General features: G+C 71.8%; 17 protein-coding genes. 3 read left to right on the top strand and 14 right to left on the bottom strand.

Annotated elements, in window-relative coordinates:
- Positions 1-5: 5 nt before the first annotated feature.
- From Phou_RS37220 to Phou_RS37210, 3 genes are all read right to left on the bottom strand, one after another.
- Positions 6-395: a hypothetical protein gene (locus Phou_RS37220; protein WP_173066191.1), complete on the bottom strand. Its 390-nt coding sequence runs from the start codon at positions 393-395 to the stop codon at positions 6-8.
- Positions 396-751: 356 nt separating this feature from the next.
- Positions 752-1,654 (bottom strand): YybH family protein, encoded by a 903-nt coding sequence (locus Phou_RS37215; RefSeq protein ID WP_173066188.1) that lies wholly within the window; start codon positions 1,652-1,654, stop codon positions 752-754.
- 39 nt (positions 1,655-1,693) lie between these two features.
- Entirely contained in the window at positions 1,694-2,704 is a 1,011-nt protein-coding gene (locus tag Phou_RS37210) for a sigma-70 family RNA polymerase sigma factor (protein ID WP_246274152.1), read from the bottom strand.
- Positions 2,705-2,844: 140 nt separating this feature from the next.
- On the opposite strand from Phou_RS37210, the gene Phou_RS37205 reads away from it, so the two are divergent.
- Complete coding sequence (locus Phou_RS37205; RefSeq protein WP_173066182.1) at positions 2,845-3,336, top strand: hypothetical protein; 492 nt, start codon at positions 2,845-2,847, stop codon at positions 3,334-3,336.
- A gap of 415 nt (positions 3,337-3,751) precedes the next feature.
- On the opposite strand, the gene Phou_RS37200 is transcribed toward Phou_RS37205, so the two are convergent.
- Both Phou_RS37200 and Phou_RS37195 read right to left on the bottom strand, forming a co-directional pair.
- Positions 3,752-4,453, bottom strand: coding sequence for a DUF8189 domain-containing protein (locus tag Phou_RS37200; protein WP_173066179.1), 702 nt, complete (start codon positions 4,451-4,453; stop codon positions 3,752-3,754).
- A gap of 470 nt (positions 4,454-4,923) precedes the next feature.
- A complete protein-coding gene (locus Phou_RS37195) occupies positions 4,924-5,574 on the bottom strand; it encodes a GntR family transcriptional regulator (protein ID WP_246274151.1) in 651 nt (216 codons plus the stop codon).
- 180 nt (positions 5,575-5,754) lie between these two features.
- On the opposite strand from Phou_RS37195, the gene Phou_RS37190 reads away from it, so the two are divergent.
- The gene (locus Phou_RS37190; RefSeq protein WP_173066173.1) at positions 5,755-6,462 is read left to right on the top strand and encodes an alpha/beta fold hydrolase; all 708 of its coding nucleotides are present in this window, start codon (positions 5,755-5,757) and stop codon (positions 6,460-6,462) included.
- A gap of 69 nt (positions 6,463-6,531) precedes the next feature.
- Positions 6,532-7,215, top strand: coding sequence for a trimeric intracellular cation channel family protein (locus tag Phou_RS37185; protein ID WP_173066170.1), 684 nt, complete (start codon positions 6,532-6,534; stop codon positions 7,213-7,215).
- 28 nt (positions 7,216-7,243) lie between these two features.
- Here Phou_RS37185 and Phou_RS37180 read toward each other — a convergent pair whose 3' ends face one another.
- Genes Phou_RS37180 through Phou_RS37140 form a run of 9 tightly spaced genes read right to left on the bottom strand, consistent with a single transcriptional unit; the run spans position 7,244 to position 16,778 of the window.
- A complete protein-coding gene (locus Phou_RS37180) occupies positions 7,244-7,951 on the bottom strand; it encodes an SDR family NAD(P)-dependent oxidoreductase (protein WP_173066167.1) in 708 nt (235 codons plus the stop codon).
- Complete coding sequence (locus Phou_RS37175) at positions 7,948-8,940, bottom strand: alcohol dehydrogenase catalytic domain-containing protein (protein ID WP_173066164.1); 993 nt, start codon at positions 8,938-8,940, stop codon at positions 7,948-7,950. The genes Phou_RS37180 and Phou_RS37175 overlap by 4 nt, the downstream gene beginning before the upstream one ends.
- A complete protein-coding gene (locus Phou_RS37170) occupies positions 8,940-10,049 on the bottom strand; it encodes a zinc-binding dehydrogenase (RefSeq protein WP_173066161.1) in 1,110 nt (369 codons plus the stop codon). The genes Phou_RS37175 and Phou_RS37170 overlap by 1 nt, the downstream gene beginning before the upstream one ends.
- Positions 10,046-11,038 (bottom strand): zinc-dependent alcohol dehydrogenase, encoded by a 993-nt coding sequence (locus tag Phou_RS37165; protein ID WP_173066157.1) that lies wholly within the window; start codon positions 11,036-11,038, stop codon positions 10,046-10,048. The genes Phou_RS37170 and Phou_RS37165 overlap by 4 nt, the downstream gene beginning before the upstream one ends.
- Positions 11,039-11,041: 3 nt before the next feature.
- Positions 11,042-12,061 (bottom strand): class I mannose-6-phosphate isomerase, encoded by a 1,020-nt coding sequence (locus tag Phou_RS37160; RefSeq protein ID WP_173066154.1) that lies wholly within the window; start codon positions 12,059-12,061, stop codon positions 11,042-11,044.
- On the bottom strand, positions 12,058-13,542 hold the full coding sequence (locus Phou_RS37155; RefSeq protein ID WP_173066151.1) for a M81 family metallopeptidase: 1,485 nt from the start codon (positions 13,540-13,542) through the stop codon (positions 12,058-12,060). Before Phou_RS37155 ends, Phou_RS37160 begins: the two co-directional genes overlap by 4 nt.
- Positions 13,542-14,291: an SDR family NAD(P)-dependent oxidoreductase gene (locus Phou_RS37150; protein WP_173066148.1), complete on the bottom strand. Its 750-nt coding sequence runs from the start codon at positions 14,289-14,291 to the stop codon at positions 13,542-13,544. Before Phou_RS37150 ends, Phou_RS37155 begins: the two co-directional genes overlap by 1 nt.
- Positions 14,291-15,499 (bottom strand): enolase C-terminal domain-like protein, encoded by a 1,209-nt coding sequence (locus Phou_RS37145; RefSeq protein WP_173066145.1) that lies wholly within the window; start codon positions 15,497-15,499, stop codon positions 14,291-14,293. The genes Phou_RS37150 and Phou_RS37145 overlap by 1 nt, the downstream gene beginning before the upstream one ends.
- Before the next feature lies 1 nt (position 15,500).
- Positions 15,501-16,778 (bottom strand): aspartate aminotransferase family protein, encoded by a 1,278-nt coding sequence (locus tag Phou_RS37140; protein WP_173066142.1) that lies wholly within the window; start codon positions 16,776-16,778, stop codon positions 15,501-15,503.
- Positions 16,779-16,798: the final 20 nt, after the last annotated feature.

Here is a 16,798-nt window from a genome sequence, read left to right as displayed (position 1 = left end):
GGGGATTACGGGCGTGGTGCGTCGGGCGTCGTCAGGCAGTAGCTCGCGAAGGATATGTAAGCGGTCGTCGGCGGCTCGAGCAAGCCCAGGTACGACGAGCCGGCCTCAATGACGGCGGATAGGCTGATGCTGCGTGCTTCGCCGCCCACTTTGTCCCGGGTAACCGCTGGCAACCGGTACACAAACGCCTCACGGCTGGCGTCATAGGCCATCCTCACCTCGCCCCCGTACCGGCTACTGCCGCCGACGCCATACATCAGCCGGACCGAGAACAGGTCACGGCTGTGGCCGCCGGCATCGACCTTCACCACGATCTCGGGCCGCTCCGGCGGAATGGGCGGCGCGCAGGCAAGCGGATCGATCCGGGCCGGCACGGCACGAATCGAGCGAATCACCGGAGGTCGCACGGTTGGCGCGGCCGAAGGTGCGAACCTCGTGGGCGATGGTGCCGGTGACGTCCGCGTTGACACGGGCGACGTTGGCGACACGGGCGGCGACGTCGCCGTTGGCGAAGTCGAACGCATTCCGGGCGAGGAAAGGCGACGGCGGGGCCTGGCCCCTGTCGGAGCTGTCGCGGGTCTCACCCGCGCAGCCGACCGAGATAATGACCAGACCGACCAAGCAGCCGGTCAGGTAGCCGCCTTGAGACCAGCGCCACCGACCACCCACAGACATGGCCCGAGGATAGAGCGCCCTTCACCGGGTACGGCTGGCTGCGCGCAGCTGGCCGTACCCGAAGCGGTCTTGTGGGTTATCGTCCGTGCTCGTCGGGTTGGTCGCGCCGTCCCGGTTGCGGGCGGAGGTCGGTCCTGGCGTCGCCGGTGGCTGGGGCGTAGGGGTAGGAAAGGTGCTGGTGGGTCATTTGCCAGGCGCCGTCTCTGCGCTGGAAGATCCTGGTCCCGCGGGACCAGGTGTCCACGGTCTGGCCGTCAGCGGGTGTGACCTGTACGTGGTTGAGGCCCCAGGCGACGGCGAGATCGCCGTCGACCAGGACTTTCAGGTCGGGAACGTTCCATGTGACGGTGCTGTCACCGGCCGCGTCGAGTCCGGCCTTGCACACTTTGCGGACGGCTTCGACACCGACGTGCTGCAGTGGCTGGTCGTGTTCGTAGGAGATGACGTCGTCGGCGATGGGGTCCATCAGGCCGTCGAGATCTTTGGCGGCTGTGTTGTCGAACCAGCGTTGGTGTAGCCGGCGCAGGTCCTGTTCGGCGGCGGCGCGGTCCCGGTCGGGAGCGGGGTCCGCCGCGGTGGCCCCGTCGGTGAGCGGGAAGGAGTGGTGCTCGTGCGTGACGACCCACCGGCCGGCCTCCTTGCGCAGACCTAACGTCAGCCGCAGGCGGTTGTCGGGATTGTCGGCGAAGTCGCGCTCGGTGCCGCAGCGTAGCAAGGCGTACGCGAAGGCGACATCGTCGCCGGCGGTGACGTCCAGCGACTCGATTTCGAACGAGCCGCCCTCGGCCTGCCATTTGAAAAATGGTGGCCAGGTCTCACGGTAGGCGTCCAGGCCACGCACTCCCTGATGCGGTGGCGGCACGTCGAACATCACGATGTCCTCGGTGTGGTCAGCAAGGACCGCGCCGAGGTCGCCGTGGTGGACCGCCTTGGCCCAGCGCACGATCAGGGTGCGGATCTGCTCCTCGTTGGTAGCCATGTTCGGCTTCGTCCTTCCGGGTTTATGCGTCCGTCAGGACTACAACCCGGGCCGGCCCGCAAACTCATCGCCGTTTGAGAAGTCATCCGCGGTCAGCTGGGCCGGCAGGCCGAAGGTCGGGAAGTCGGCGTCCAGGAACGAGACCACCTCGGCTATCTGCTGCCCGCGCAGCGCCAGCAGGTCCAGGCCCGCCGGGAGGTACGCGCCCCGCGCGTCGCTCCACATGTATGTGCCGAACGCGAGCTGCCCGTTCGCCCGCGCCGGCAGGAACCGCCAGCGATGCCGCAGCACCGCGTCGACCAGGAACGCGCGGATGTCCACCCGGCCGGCGTACCAGGTGGTCAGCGGCGGCATGGAGTACCGTGCGTCCTGGGCCAGCATCGCCACGATGGTGTCGACGTCACCGGCCTCCCAAGCGGTCATGTACCGCTGGGCCATCTCCCGTTGTGCCGCGTCGCCGAGCCTCTTCAGGGTCTGCTGCTGGCTGGGTTCCGGTTGCAGGTCTGTGACGACCTTGCGGGCCCGCTGCAGAGCGCTGTTGACCGCGGCGACCGTGGTGTCCAACAGGTCGGCGACCTCACTGGCGGCGTAACCGAGCACGTCGCGCAGCAACAGCACCGCTCGCTGCGACGCCGACAGATGCTGCAACGCGGCGACGAACGCCAACTCCACGCTCTCGCGCGCGACGATCCGGGCCTCCGGGCCCAGCCGCGCCGTCCAGCCCATCAGCTGATCCGGGTACGGCTCCAGCCACGCCACCTCGGCCAGCGGCGCGCCTTCCGAGCTCAGGTCAGCGGGCAACTCGCGCCGCCCCCGGCGTTCAATGATGGTCAATGACCGGTTCGTCGCGATCTTGTACAGCCACGGCCGGATCGACCCGCGATCCTCGAACCGCGCCAGGCTGCGCCACGCCCGATCCAGGGTGTCCTGAACCGCGTCCTCCGCGTCGTGAATCGACCCCAGCATCCGGTAGCAGTACGCCCGCAGCTCGTCCCGCAACGGCCCCACCAACCGGCCGAAGGCATCGCCGTCGCCCGCCCGCGCCGCCACCAACAACTGCGCTACGGCAGACTCGCCCGCCCGACTCGAACCGCTCCCGCGATCTCCAGCGTCGCTCACCATCGCGAGGCTACATCGACGCGACCGGCGCCAACCTGCGAACACTGTGAACGGACCGCGATGATGAGGCAGTGCTGACCACCGTCGACAGTGGCCGCTGGGCCCTACTCGCAGTCGCCGTCGGTGTCGCCGCTACGGCAGCGGTCGAGTTCTTCCGGTACCCGCTGGATGCCACCTCGTTCGTGCTTGGCTGGGCGGTCGCAGGCTGCGCGTGGCTGCTGGCGATAGCGGCGACGGTCGCAGGAACCTTGCTCACCTTCTGGCGACGCGACGGCCTGAGCGCAATCCTGCTGGCACTCGTGGCTGCCCTCGGGCTGGCCGTCGTCGTCCGCAAGGACCTCGAGCTCGGCTACCCGTGCGCCTATCATCTGGCACACCGTTCAGACTTCGCCGCGGCAGCCGCCCGAGGCGACACCGTCCAGTGGATGTCGAACTGGGACGGCTACGGATACGGCTACGCCCACCTGCCAACCGCCCGGCACGGCCAAAAGCTCACCATCGACGGCACCTCGGTGACCACAGCGGCCTCGCTCGGCAACGGCTGGTGGTTCGTCCGCAGCTGAGGCCGACGCCGCATCAACGCAGCCAACCTCCGCGGATGGGCAATTCCTATAGTTCGATCTCCAGAATTTGCGGGCGGTACTCCGGCCTACCACAGGTCAAAACCCTCAGCAGCTGACGTCGAACCTCCGGCAGATCCACGGACGAGTCCTCCACAAGGAACTCGAACTCGGCGTCTTCGAGCCGAAGATCCCTTACCGCCCCTCGTTGAAACGAACCCGGAGCCGGTTACCTGTGAAGCGGGCTTCCAAGACGCCACCGTAATGGCTACGACTCGTCTTCGACGCCAACCTCACGTGCGACCACCGAGATCATGTACCGCTCCTCGTAAGGATCCCCACCTAGCACCCGTCAGGTGGGGATCCGGTGATCTGCTCGCTCGCGGGCAGACCGGTATGTTCTACGACCTGTCAGTTGTCATCCGATGTAACCCCACTGGTGCCACGCGCTCCAGCTACCGCCGGGCGACGTCTGCCAGATCGAATAGTGGTAGCAGTCGGTCCCACGGACGTTGATGACGAGCTTGCCGTCGCTGCTGCGTTCGCCCCACGGGAAGCTGGTGAGCCCACCGCCCAGTGTCACCCAGTTCGACCAGGAGTAGTCCAGGTTCTGCCAGCGGTGGTGCAGCGCGTTGTCGCTGCCCCGAATGAACACCTCGATCCGGCCGTCGTGGTTGACCAGCGCGAGCGGATTCGCGCTCGCGTAGCCGCCAAGGCTGAACCACCCCTGCCAGTCCCACGAGCTGCCGGGGTTTGTCTGGTACTTGAAGTAGACCTGGTGATCGGTGCCGACCACGAATACGACCAGGCGGTTGTCGCGGTTGCGCACGGCCGTCGGCTTGCCGATCGTTTCGCCGCCGAGCCGGTAAGAGGTCCCTGTCCAGTTCAAGTTGTCGTTCTGGTAGTCATGCAGGACGTAGTCATAGCCGACCGGCCCGCGACCGAACCACTCTTGCCGGCCGTCGGAATTGGTCGCATACGCTCGCCCGCCGTTGTACGGGGTGTAGTCCACGACCTGGCAGGCTGCGGCCGCCGCTGGCGTTGCCGGAACGACGGCGACAACGACGGTCGCCACAGCCAATGCGACCAGTACGCGGATCAACTTGCGAAGGTTCGACATGACCCTCCTAGGTTGAAGGTGGTGGCCGGCGCCGGCAGTGGTCCGGCCTGGGATTGCGCGCCCCGTCACCGTCGCCCGGCGCCCCGGCTACTCGCAACGACCTTCGAACACGACCAAAAGACGCAGGTCACCTCCCTCGATGGCGATTCATGGAGTGGCGATGACACGCACGGTGCCTCAACGCGACCGCAGCGGCTCGCGCGGCCGCTCACGTGTCTGCGGACGGAAGCGATCTGCGCGACGTGCTGCCGCTTCTCGTTGCGTGGCTGAAGGCGATGCCCTAGCCAGCCGACACCGCCGGACGGAAGCCTGCGCTGATGAAAATGACCTTCGTCGGTCGGCGGGCGCGGGCAAGACCGCGCTGGCCGACGACGACGCGGAGGCGGCGCGGTCGATCCGGCCGGTGACGGTACGCGGGTGTTGGTCCTGGACGACATCGCCGCGACGCGGGACGCACGAAGCCGTCCGGTCTACTCCCCGCTCTGGAGATCAGCCGTCGGCACGTCCGCCTCGGCCGGCAGGGTGTGCCAGATGTTGAACGCCACTGACGCGGCCGCTTCCACGTCGCCGGCCGCCATGAGTTCGATCAGCTGGGCATGAAGTTCCACGGACATGTGCCCGTCCGCGCTGAAACGCATCCGCTCCGCGCGGCGTACCAGGGGATCGAACTGGTCGAGCACGGTCTCGAGCGCTTTGTTGCCCAGCGCGGTGACCGGGATCCGGTGTATCTCTTCGTCGGCGTCGAGCGCCGCGCCGATGTCGCCGGCGTCCACCGCCTCGGCGAAGCGGCGGTTGGCCTCCCGCATGCGCTCGATGTGGTCATCGCTGAGCTGGCCGGTTGTCTGGCGAACGGCCAGTTCGTGCATCGCGGCGATGACGTCGCGAGCATCCCGTACCGCTCTCGGATCGATGGTGCTCACCCTGGTCGATCGGCCCGGCAGCGCGACCACCAGTCCGCTGCCGCCGAGGCGTAGCAGGGCCTCGCGCACCGGGGTGCGGCTCACTCCTAGCCATTCCGCGAGCTCACCGTCTTTGAGCTGCTCCCCGGGCAGGAAGGTGCCGTCGACGATGGCGTCGCGAAGGCGGCGGTAGACATCGTCACGCAGCAGTGAGCGGTCCACGGCCGGACCGCTCGTTGGGATCGGCATGCAACATATTGCACACACTGCACCGGCGGATACAAGTCGAGGCAGCCCTTGTCGGATCGTTCTGCATGCAATATATTGCATGCAGGCCGGCGACCGCCGGACCCCACCGAGACCCGCCGGGGAAGCCGGCGCGGCGACGGAAGGAAGAACCTCATGAGCACCACCGGTCAAGAGATCAAGAATGTCGTGCTCGTGCACGGCGCGTTCGCTGACGGTTCGGGCTGGCGCGGCGTGTACGACAAGCTGACGGCCCAGGGCTACCGGGTCACGATCGTGCAGAACCCACTGACCTCGCTCGAGGACGACGTCGCGGCGACCACACGAGTGCTCGACCAGCAGGACGGCCCGACGATCCTCGTCGGCCACTCCTGGGGCGGCACGGTCATCACCGAGGCGGGAGTCCACCCGAACGTCGCCGGACTTGTCTACGTGTCGGCGCTGGCGCCCGATGCCGGCGAGACCACCGCCCAGCAGTACGAGGGATTCGCCCCGACGCCCGACTTCGTCATCGACGTCGTCGAGGACGGCTACGGCTTCCTCAACTACGACAAGTTCAAGGCCGGATTCGCCGCCGATGCCAGCGACGCCGAAGCCGCCTTCCTTCGCGACTCGCAGGTCCCCATCAACATGGCGGTGTTCGCGACGCCGGTGAAGAACGCCGCCTGGCGCGACAAGCCGACCTGGGCCGTCATCGCGTCGCAGGACAAGTCGTTCGACCAGGCGATGCTGCAGCACATGGCCAAGCGCATGAACGCGAAGATCACCAACGTCCCGGCCAGTCACGCGCTCTACGTGACACAGTCCGCCGCCGTCTCCGACGTGATCGTCACCGCCGCGCAGAACGCCGCCAGCGGTCGCTGACCACTCCCACCCCGGGCCGGCTCGCACCCGCCACGTGAGCCGGCCCCGACCTTTGCGGAGTGTGACCGCATGTCCACGTCGTTTCAGGTGGCGCTGTGGATCGAGCTCCTCGCCGCGGGACTCGGCGGCCTCCAGGGCGCCCTGTTCGCGGCCGGAAAGAGGCACCGCCGCATCGACGTGCTCGGCGTCATCGTCATCGGGCTCGCCGTATCGCTCGGCGGCAGCCTGCTCCGCGACATCGTGCTCAACCAGCCGCCCGTCGTGATCTGGAAGAACTGGTACCTGCTGGTGGCCGGCGCCTCGGCGGTCCTGGGCATGCTGCTGCAGCCGGTATTCGCGCGAGCGGACTGGCTGATCACCGTGCTGGACGCGGTCGTCATGGGACTGTTCGGCGCGATCGCGGCTTCGAAGGCGCTGTCTCTCGGCGTCGGCGAAGCCGGAGCGCTGGTCGTGGGGGTCATCGGAGCCATCGGAGGCGGAATGCTGCGCGACGTCATCCTGAGCCTTCCGATCTCCTTTCTCCAGGTCGGCACCCTCTATGCCGTCGCCGCCGGGGCCGGGGCGGGGACGCTCATCCTGTTGACCGGATTCGGCACACCGACCCTGATCGCCGGTCTCGGCTGCGTGGTCGTGACGACGTCCCTGCGTCTGGCCGCCGTTCGCTTCGGCTGGACGTTCCCCGAGCAGCGCACGGTGCGGCCCCGGTATCCGAAGGGACCCTCAGAGACGCGCGGCAGCCGCCGCGCCGGCTAGCGGTACACCAGGCCGCCGCCGACCTCGATCACCTGGCCGGTCGTCGCGGCCGCGCCTTCCGATACCAGGAAGCGGACCGCGGCCACCAGATCGTCCGGCACGAGCCGGCGCGGTATCGCCTGCCGGGCCAGCGTCCGCGCCACCGCCTCCGGGTCTTCGCGCCCCCGGCGAGCTCGACCTCGCCCTGCGTCTGGATCGCGCCGGGTGAGATGGCGTTGACGGTGATGCCGCTGCGGCCGAGCGTGCGGGCCAGCGACCGGGTCAGGCCGATCAGGGCGGCCTTGCTGGACACGTACGACGGGCCGGACGGGCCGCCCATCCGGACGGTCGCGGAGGTGATGTTGACGATGCGGCCCCAGCCGCGCTCGGCCATTCCGGGCGCGAGTGCCTGGGCCAGCAGCATCGGTGCGGTGACGTTGACGGCGAACGTCTGCTGCCACTCCCCCAGCGTCAGCTCCCCGACGTCCACGTTGGAGGCGCGGGCGGCGTTGTTGACGAGCACGTCGACATGGCCGGCGCGGGCGGCGAGGTCGTGGACGGCGGCGGGGTCGGACAGGTCGGCTTCCAGGATCTCCGCCTCGGCGCCGTGCTCGCGGCAGTCGCGGGCGACCTGGGCGGCCTCGTCAGGGGCGGCCAGGTGGTGCAGCAGCAGGGTGCGTCCCGGCTCGGCGAGGCCGACCGCGAGGGCGGCGCCGATGCCGCGCCGGGCGCCGGTGACCAGGATGCGATGGGTCACGTGGGTTCCTCGGGGGTCAGCACGGTTTTGATCGTCTCACCCGAGCGGACCAGCGCGAGTGCGGCTTCGGCCTCGCCGAGGCCGAAGCGGTCGGTGACCAGCGGGGCGAGGCGGGCGGCGTGGCGGCGCAGGGTGTCGACCGCGGCGGGGAAGCTGTGCAGGATGGCCATCGAGCCGACGATGGTCAGCTCGTCGGCGTAGAGGCGGTAGGGCGAGACAGCGGCGGTGGCCTCGGGCCTTGCGACGCCGAAGACCAGCAGCGTGCCGGCGCGGGCCACGCTCGCGAGGGCCTGTTCGAAGGCGGCGGGGTTGCCGGTGGCCTCGACCACCCAGGGTGCCTTCAGTTCGGCGGCGTCCTCGGGTGCGCGCACGTCGGCGGCGGTGAGGCGGGCGGCGAGGGCGCGGCGGGCGGGGTTGACCTCGACAAGGGTCACCGGCCCGACGCCGCGGGTGTCCAGCAGGATGGCCATGATCAGGCCCATGGTGCCGGCGCCGTAGACGATCGCGGGCTGGTCCGGGTGCGGGTTGAGGCGGCGCAGGCCGCGTTCGGCGCAGGCGACCGGTTCGGCCAGCGGGGCGACCTCGAACGGGAAGCCGGGCTCGAGCAGGTGCAGGTTGGCGGCGGGTACGGCGGCGTACTGTGCCCAGGCACCGTCACGGGTGGCGCCGATCGCCGCCCACCGCTGGCACATGTTGCCCTGGCCGCGGCGGCACGGGTCGCAGGCGCCGCAGTGCAGCGACGGGTCGACGGCCACCAGGTCGCCGGCCCGGTACCCGCTCGCGCCCGCGTCGACCACTTCGCCCCACGGCTCGTGGCCGGGCACCAGCGGGAACCGGTCGGTGCCGAGGTCGCCGGCGAGCAGGTGCAGGTCGGTGCCGCAGATGCCGCAGGAGCGGACCGCGACGACCACCTCGCCGGGGCCGGGAGTGGGGTCGGGGACGCTGGTGACGGTGAGCTGGCCGGGCCCGGTGGCGAGGACGGCGCGCATCAGCCGGCCGCCGGTGTGTCGAAGATGATCAGGCCGCGGGTGGCGGCGCCGGAGCGCAGCGCATCGTAGGCCTCGTCCATCTGGTCGGGGCGCCAGCGGTGGGAGACCATCGCGGCCAGGTCGAGGCGGCCGGCGAGGTACAGGTCGACGAGGTCGGGGAAGTCGACCGGCGGGTTGGACGAGCCGTACTTGGAGGCGATGACGCGGCGTTCGCCGTTGAGCAGGTGGCCGGGGTCGAAGCTGACGGTGGCGCCGTCGGGATAGCCGGCGATCAGTACGCAGGTGCCGCGCACGGCGAGGCTGGCCATGGCGAGCGGAAAGGCGGGGGCCGCGCTGGTGGTGACGAACGCGTGGTCCACACCCCGGCCGGCGGCGTCGCGGATCTGGTCGGCGGCGTCGGGCGCGGCGGCGTCGACGCAGTGGGTAGCGCCCATGCGGTTGAGCGCGGCGAACTTGTCCGTGCGCACGTCGACCGCGATCACGGGGTGGGCGCCGGCGAGCGCGGCCGCGTGCAGGGCGCTGATGCCGACGCCGCCACAGCCGACGACGGCGACCGCGTCGCCGGGGCGGACCCGGGCGGTGTTGCGTACGGCGCCGACGCCGGTGGTGGCCGCGCAGCCGATCAGCGCGGCCAGGTCGAGTGGCATGGCCGGGTCGACGGGTACGACGGCCCGTTCGGTGACCACGGTCAGCGGGGCGTTGGTGGCCGGTCCATAGTGGAACACCTCGCCGCCGTCGTGGCGGAAGCGGGTGGTGCCGTCGGCCATCCGGCCCAGCGGAGGCTGGTGCGTGCAGAGCGCGGGCAGCCCTTGCCGGCAGGTGCGGCAGCGGTCGCAGCCGGGTGCCCAGGAGACGATCACGTGGTCGCCGGGTGCCACGGTGGTCACGCCGGTGCCGACCGCTTCGACGACGCCGGCGCCCTCGTCGCCGAGCACGATCGGCATCGGGATGGCGGCGTGGTCGCCGTCGATCGCGTACAGGCAGCTGTGGCAGACGCCGGACGCGGCCATCCGGACCCGCACCTCGCCGGCGCGCGGCTCGCCCACCTCGAGGTCGAGGATGCGGTGCGGGGTGCGGGCCGCGATCAGCACCGGCGTGGGGACGATCATGGGGTACCTCCCGCGTCGGCGGCCGGGCCGGCCAGATGGATCTTGACTTCGCCGCCGGCCGCCGCGGCCCGCAGCGCGTCGGGCGCGGCGTCGAGCGGGTGTACGGCGGTGACGAGCCGGTCGACGGGTGCGCCGGCGGCGATGAGGCGTTCGGCGGCGGTGAAGTCGCCGGGCACGTACATGGCGGAGCCGGCGAGGCGGATCTCGTGGTCCTGGATCTGCTCGACGGTGAGCGCGAACGGGCCGTGCCCGACGCCGACGACCACGACCGTGCCGCCGCGCATCGCCAGCCGCAGCGCCGACTCCAGCGAGCCGCGCGAGGCCACGCAGTCGAAGACGATGTCCGGGCGGCCGTCGAGCGCGCCGGCTATCCCGTCCTCGTCGGCGGGCGGGAGCGCTGCCGCCGCACCGAGGGAGGCGGCCAGGTTCCGTTTGGCGGCGACCGGGTCGGTGACGGCCACCCGCGCGGCGCCGGCGGCGAGCGCGGCCAGCAGCACGCACTGCCCGATGCTGCCCCCGCCGAGCACCGCCACGGTGGCGCCGCCGACCCCGCCGGCGACGGTGGTGGCGTGTACCGCGGTGGCCAGCGGCTCGATCATCGCGGCGGCGGCGAGGCTCACGCCGGGCGGCACCGGGGCGAGCGCGGCGGCCGGTACGGTGAACGCGTCGGCGAAGGCGCCCGGCCGGTGCGAGCCGATGCCGATCAGGTTGGCGCAGAGGTTGGGCCGGCCGCGTCCACAGTAGAAACACTCGCCGCAGGCGACCGCGGGGCGCAGGTAGACCCGTTCGCCGCCGGCCACCCCGGACGCCTCGTGGCCGGGCGCGATCGGGTAGGGCAGCCACGGGTGTCCACGGTGGAGGGTGTGCAGGTCGGAGCCGCAGATGCCGGCGTACGCGGTGCGCACCAGCACCTCCCCCTCGGCCGGCTGAGGCTCGGGCACGTCGCGCACCTCGACCGCGCCGGGTCCGGTGATCCACACCTGTCGCATCGTTCACACCTCCGGCGGCCGGCAGACGATCGCGGTCACCTGGCCACGGAACTGAAGCGGTCCGGCGGCGGCCGGCACGACGAGGGTGCGGCCGCGGGTGACCGGCATGGCGCCGCCGGACCAGCGCAGTTCGCCGCGGCCGCCGGTGACGACGACGACCGCGAAACCCGGCTCGGGCAGCGTGACCGCGTCCGCGCACTCGACCAGCCAGGCCCGGAAGAACTCGTCGGCCGCCGGCGCGAACAGGCTGGTGACGCCGGGGACGACGGGGCGCGGGACGGGCAGCAGCTCGTCGAGGCGGCCGGCGTAGCCGCCCAGGTCGAAGCAGGACAGGGCCAGGTCCCAGCCAACGCCGAGGGTCGCGGCGTCGGCGCCGACGCCGAAGGCGGTGTGGTCGGCCAGCACCGAAAACGAGGTCGGCTCCTGCAGCTCGGTGATCATGACGCCGGGTCCGATCGCGTGCGGCAGCCCGGCCGGTACGTACAGCACCTGGCCGGGGTGGACGGTGAGCTCGTTCATCGCGGCGAGCATGGCGGCGGTGTCCTGGCCGTCGATCCAGGCGCGCAGGTCCGCCCGGTCGACGCGGTCGCGCAGGCCGAGCCACACCCGGGCGTCGGGCGTGGCGGCCAGCACGATCCAGCCTTCGGTCTTGCCGAACATGCTGCCCAGGTGCCGCCGGGCGAAGCCGCGGCCGGGGTGGCAGTGCACCGGCAGCCGCTCGCCGGCGTCGAGCAGCTTGACCAGCAGTCCACTGTGGCCGTCGAACGCGGCGGCCAGCCGCTCCCCCAGCCAGCCGGCGGGGTCGGCGGCGACGAGGTCGGCCAGGGAGCCGCGCGCGGTGCGGGAGACGCCGGTGTCGGCGGGGTGGCCGGGCGGGAGGATGGCGGCCGGCAGCGCGGTCAGCGACCCCACCCAGTCCTCCGGGCCGGTGGTGCCCGAGATGCCCCGGAACTCGTCGATGCCCGCGCCGCCGGCGTAGTACACCGGGACACGGTTGTCCTCCAGCACCAGCGGCGCGGTCACCGGGCACCTCCGTCGATCGGGTACAGCGGGCGGGGTGCGTGCCGGAAGTCCAGGTAGTCCAGGCGCGGGGTGCTGGCGCCAGGCAGGTCGAGCAGGATCGCCTCGGCGTAGCCGCCGTTGTAGCCGGCCCGGTAGAGGGTGGCGGAGCGAACCACGACCGCGTCGGCGTCGGCCGGCTCCAGGCCGGCGTGGCGGTACCCGGCCGGGTCGAACGTCGGCGCCGGCCGCTCGGTGACCAGCACGGTCAGCCCGGTACCGGTGTCCACTGTGGCCCAGCGGCCGATGCCGACCTCCTGCCCGGTCATCGCCGCGCCGGTGAGGGTGACCGCCTCCGCGCCGAGCCGGGTCACCGTGCCGGTGAGCCGTACCGGCTTGGACCACCGCGGGTCGACCGTGGCGCCGACCGGGGTGTCGACGGCGGCGCCGGTACCGGCCAGATGGCAGCAGGCCACGGCGGGTGCGTCCACGACGGTGGCGTACGAGCGGATGCGCCCCGGCCGGTCGAGCAGGGCGGCGATGACGGTGGCGCTGTCGGCGGCGGCGCCGGCGGTGGGCGAGTCGGCGGACTGGACCAGCAGCACCGGTCCGCGGCCGGTGCGCGCCGGTACCGACGCCACCGCCTCGGCGACCGGGACCGGGTGTACGGCGAACTCGCCGCGCCGCTCCCAGGCCGCGGCGGCGACCGTGTCGGCGACGGCCTGCCCGGCCTTCGGGTCGCCGGCGTGGGTGACGCTGACGCCGAAGCCGAGCTCGGGCACGTCGAGCCAGGGCTGTACGGGAAACACCGACACGTCGAGGATCGGCCCGCCGGTCGCCTCGTCGGCGAGGCGGCGCAGCGCGGCCATCGGCGGGTCGGCGATGGCCTGCGACTCGGCCGGTACCAGCATCGGCCGCTTGGCCAGCGCGGTGCCCGGGCGCAGGCCCTCGTCGAGCATCCGCAGCGCGAGCACCGCGCCGCGCCGGCCGGTGTCGCCCTGGTCGACGTGCGGGTAGGTGCGGAAGCCGGCCAGCGCGTCGACCTGGCGGGTGAGGCGCGCGGTGACGTTGGCGTGCAGGTCGTGGGTGACGACCAGCGGCGTGCCGGGCCGTAGCACCGAGCGGGCGGCCTCGACCAGGGCGGCGTCCGCGGCCGGCTCACCGTCGGCGACCAGCGCGCCGTGCAGGCACAGCACCAGCGCGTCCACCGGCCCGGCGGCGACCAGGCCGTCGAAGAGCAGGCCGCGCAGGTACGTGAACGCGTGGCGGTCCAGCACCCCGCTGGACATCGCCCAGGCGCGCACGACCGGTACCGCCTCGGCGCCGCCGGCGGCGATCCGGGCCAGCGCGCCGGCGATCTCGGTGTTGGTGCCGGCGGACCGCTCGGCCGCCTCGGCGCCGACCCACAGCCCCTGCGCGGTGAAGTCGTCCAGTGTGGAGGGTTGGGCGGCGAACGTGTTGGTTTCCTGGATGATGCTGGCGACCGCGACTCTGGCTGCTGCCATCAGTGCATCACCCACCCGCCGTCGACGACCAGCAGCTGGCCGGTGAGGAAGGCGGCGTCGGGGCCAAGCAGGAAGCTCGTGACGGCGGCGACGTCGTCGGGTTCGCCGCGGCGGCGCAGGGACTGCAGCGCGGCCATCGTGGCGGCCAGCTCGTCCGGGTCGCCGTAGACCGCCTCGTCCGGGGTGCGGATGGCGCCGGGCGCGATCGCGTTGACCCGTACGCCGTCCGGGCCGACCTCGCGGGCCAGCGCCCGGGTGAACCCGATGAGCGCGGCCTTGGAGGTGACGTAGTGCAGGTTGCCGGTGCGCCCGATCAGCGGCGTGACCGACGACATCACCACGACCGCGCCGTCGCCGGCGGCGGCCAGGTCCGGGTAGGCCGCCTGGACGCAGAGGAACGCGCCGGTGACGTTGACGGCCAGTACCCGCTGCCAGTCGGCGGCGGTGAGCGTGTGCCAGTCTCGCACGGCGGCGACCGAGGTGGCCGCGTTGCAGACCAGTGCGGTGACCGGGCCCAGCCGCTCCCGTACCGTGTCGATCATCGCTCTGACCTGAAGTGGATCGCTCACGTCGGCCACGACGGCGGCAGCCCGCCCGCCGGCGGCGGTGATCTCCGCGACCAGCGCCTCGGCTGCCGGCTCCTCGCCGGGCAGGTGGTTGACCGCCACCGCCGCGCCGTCGGCGGCCAGGCGCGCGGCGATCCGGCGGCCGATGCCGCCGGCGGCACCCGTGACCAGCGCGACCCCCATCAGAACCTCGGAAACTTCGCCCGGAAACCGGCCTGCGCGGCGTCGGCGAACTCGCTGCCCTCGCCGACCTTGCGGTGGTGCTCGGCGTAGAAGCGCAGCTTGTCCTGGTCGATCTCGACGCCGAGGCCGGGCCCGGCCGGCACGTCCAGGCAGCCGTCGCGGAACGTGAACGGGGTGGTGATGATGTCGTCGGCCTGCTCCGGCAGGTGCGAGTCGGCGGTGTGGCTGAGCATCGTCTCGGCCGAGGCCAGGTGCAGCACCGCGGCGGTGGAGATGCCCAGCTCGCGGTCGCTGTGCATGCCGAGGCCGAGGTTGAAGGTCTCGCAGATCTTGGCGAGCTGGAGCACGGCGGTGGGGCCGCCCCAGAAGTGCACGTCGCCGAGGATGACGTCGACGGCCCGCTGCCGCACCGCGAGCGGGATCTGCTCGAACGCGACGCAGCACATGTTTGTCGCCAGCGGTACCGGCGTGCGCTCGCGGACCAGCGACATGCCCTCGATGCCCCAGGTCGGGTCCTCGCAGAACTCCAGGCCGTAGTCGTAGACCGCGTGCAGCACCCGGATGCTGGTCTCCACCGACCACACCGCGTTGGGGTCGATGCGCAGGTAGCGCAGCCGGTCGCCGAGCCGGTCGCGCATCAGCCGCACGCTGGCGATCTCCTGCTCCGGAGGCAGGACCCCGTTCTTGAACTTGATGTCGCGGAACCCGTGCGTGTCGAACAGTTCCTGGGCGTGGTCGGCGGCGTCCTCGACGCTGTCGCCGCGGCCGACGTCGGTCATCGACTCGTACCGGTAGAAGACATAGGCGGCGAACTCGACCCGTTCCGTGGCCACGCCGCCCCACAGGTCGCCGCAGCGCTTGCCGAGGGCCTTGCCGAGCAGGTCCCAGCAGGCCATCTCGACCGCCGCGCCGGCGAGCTTGGCGGCGCCGACGAGGGCGAGCTGCTCGCTGGTCATCCGGAAGATGCCGAAGCGGCGGGCGATCCGGCCGACCTCGGTGGGGTCCTGCCCGATGTAGATGTCGCGGTGCAGGCGCAGCGCCTCGACGACCTCGTCGCCGCCGCGGGTCTCGCCGACCCCGACCAGGCCCTCGTCGGTGATCAGCTCGACGATGGTGCGGGTCGTGGACACCTCCACGCCGAACGACCAGCGCAGCGGGCGGCGCAGCGGCACGGTCACCGCGGTCGCCCGGATGTCGACGATCTTCACGTCACTTCCCCTCGGCGAGGACGGCGCGCACGGCGGCGAGCGTCTGGTCGACGTGCCCGTCCTCGTGCGCGGTGGACACGAACCAGGTGCCGCGCGGCAGCACCCGCACCCCGTGCGCGAGCAGGCGGGCGGCGAACCGCACGTACCCGGCCCGGTCGGCGCGCAGCGCCTCCCGGTACTCGCGCGGCTGCCCGGTGTCGAACCGCACCTGGAACACGGCGGGGAAGCCGACGACCTGCGCCTCGACGCCGGCGTCGGCGAACTGCTTGCGCAGCCCCTCCATGAGCCGGCCGCCGGTGGCGGCGATCCGCCGGTACGGCTCCCCGCCGGCGATCTCGGTGAGCGTGGCCAGGGTGGCGGCCATCGCCACCGACTGGGTGTTGTAGGTGCCGCCGTGCAGCACCGGCCCGGCCAGCACGCTCATCGGCTCGCGGCGGCCGACCAGGGCCGCCACCGGGAAGCCGTTGGCCAGGGCCTTGCCGAGGATGGTGAGGTCGGGGGTCACCCCGTACAGCTGCTGGGCGCCGCCGGGAGCGACCCGGAACCCGGTGATCACCTCGTCGAAGATCAGCAGCGTGCCGGTGGCGTCGCAGGCCTGCCGTACCGCTTCGAGGTAGCCGGGCCGGGGAAGGATGCCGGCGTTGTTGAACATCACCGGTTCCATGATCACCGCAGCGACGTCGCCGGCTGCCAGGCGCGCCGCGAGGGGCTCCGGCGTGTTCCAGGGCAGCACCTCGACGTCGACGGCCGGCTGCTGGCCCGCGGAGCCGGCCACCGGTACCGGCGCCTCGACCGGGCCGGCCTCGTCCGGATCCGGGGCAACGCTCCACAGCACGTTGTCGAACCAGCCGTGGTAGTGCCCCTCGAACTTGACCACAGTGGACCGGCCGGTGACCGCCCGCGCGACCCGCAGCGCGGCCTGCACCGCCTCGCTGCCGGAGACGGAAAAGCGGACCAGTTCCGCCGACGGTACGAGGTCGGCCAGCAGCCGGGCGGCGGCGTACTCCAGCTCGGTCTGCCCGGCGACCAGGATGCTGCGGTCGAGCTGGGCGCGGGCCGCCTCGACCACCGGCGCGGGCCGGTGCCCGAGCAGCATCGGGCCCATGCCGAGGAAGTAGTCGATGAGGCGGTTTCCGTCCAGGTCGGTCAGGATGGGGCCGTCCGCGTCGGTGAAGACCAGCGGGTGCGGGGCGATCCCCAGCCGGAAGGCGCTGTTGACGCCGCCGGCGACCAGCGCGGAGGCTTCCTCGATCCGTTTTCGCGAGGCGTGGAAAGGCATTGGTACTCCTAGGGAGGGGG

Source organism: Phytohabitans houttuyneae (assembly GCF_011764425.1).
Lineage (GTDB): Bacteria > Actinomycetota > Actinomycetes > Mycobacteriales > Micromonosporaceae > Phytohabitans > Phytohabitans houttuyneae.
This window is presented reverse-complemented; position numbering and strand designations above follow the sequence as displayed.

Coding starts and splice junctions, on each gene's coding strand:
- Phou_RS37215 (WP_173066188.1), bottom strand. CDS start 1,654: ATGGCTACCAACGAGGAGCAGATCCGCACCCTGATCGTGCGCTGGGCC.
- Phou_RS37200 (WP_173066179.1), bottom strand. CDS start 4,453: ATGTCGAACCTTCGCAAGTTGATCCGCGTACTGGTCGCATTGGCTGTG.
- Phou_RS37190 (WP_173066173.1), top strand. CDS start 5,755: ATGAGCACCACCGGTCAAGAGATCAAGAATGTCGTGCTCGTGCACGGC.
- Phou_RS37185 (WP_173066170.1), top strand. CDS start 6,532: ATGTCCACGTCGTTTCAGGTGGCGCTGTGGATCGAGCTCCTCGCCGCG.
- Phou_RS37175 (WP_173066164.1), bottom strand. CDS start 8,940: ATGCGCGCCGTCCTCGCCACCGGGCCCGGCCAGCTCACCGTCACCAGC.
- Phou_RS37170 (WP_173066161.1), bottom strand. CDS start 10,049: ATGATCGTCCCCACGCCGGTGCTGATCGCGGCCCGCACCCCGCACCGC.
- Phou_RS37165 (WP_173066157.1), bottom strand. CDS start 11,038: ATGCGACAGGTGTGGATCACCGGACCCGGCGCGGTCGAGGTGCGCGAC.
- Phou_RS37155 (WP_173066151.1), bottom strand. CDS start 13,542: ATGGCAGCAGCCAGAGTCGCGGTCGCCAGCATCATCCAGGAAACCAAC.
- Phou_RS37150 (WP_173066148.1), bottom strand. CDS start 14,291: ATGGGGGTCGCGCTGGTCACGGGTGCCGCCGGCGGCATCGGCCGCCGG.
- Phou_RS37140 (WP_173066142.1), bottom strand. CDS start 16,778: ATGCCTTTCCACGCCTCGCGAAAACGGATCGAGGAAGCCTCCGCGCTG.